Raw genomic sequence first — 576 nt, 5'->3', positions numbered from 1 at the left:
CTCGTGTTGCGCTCCGATCACCGCCGCCGCCATTGAGGCGAAAGCAGCACAGATCAGGACAAAGATATAGATCCACGGAATCGACAGCTGATCGGGAGGGGGATCGAAGACGCCGGTCAGCAGCTTGACGAGCATCCATGCCATGCCGAAGCCGCCGGCGACGCCAATTGCGCCTCCGACGGTAAAGATCAGCATCCCTTCACTCCAAAGAAAAGCACTGAGTTGGCGCGGTTTCGCTCCCAGCGCCGAGAGGATGGCGAAGCCGCGCCGCCGGTCGGCCAGTCCCAGCGCCAGAACGAGCCCAGCCGCGCCGGCCACCATGATCACGGCGAACACCAGTTCGATCCGGGTCAAACCGACGAGATCGACAGCCGTCAAACTCGAGCCAATGAGATGCTGCGTGGTTCCGATGTCGCGAACCTTCAAGCCCGGAAGCGAACTCACGACCTGCTCTGCCAGCTTAGCGACGGCAGCTGGATTGCCGCGCGTGCGCAGCAGGACGACCTCAGCCGAGTCGGAGCCGGTCACCTTAGCGATGTACGTAGCATTGGCGACGAGAAAGGAATCCTTCGGCGC

At 62.3% G+C, this 576-nt stretch carries 1 protein-coding gene; it reads right to left on the bottom strand.

Annotation, left to right across the window (positions count from 1 at the left end; all coding sequences use genetic code 11):
• On the bottom strand, positions 1 to 576 hold a 576-nt coding region (locus HMPREF9697_RS20055), incomplete at both ends, for an FtsX-like permease family protein (RefSeq protein ID WP_002719101.1).

The organism is Afipia felis ATCC 53690 (assembly GCF_000314735.2).
GTDB classification, from domain to species: domain Bacteria; phylum Pseudomonadota; class Alphaproteobacteria; order Rhizobiales; family Xanthobacteraceae; genus Afipia; species Afipia felis.
The sequence above is the reverse complement of the archived record's forward strand: the minus strand, read 5'-3'. Positions and strand labels throughout refer to the sequence as shown.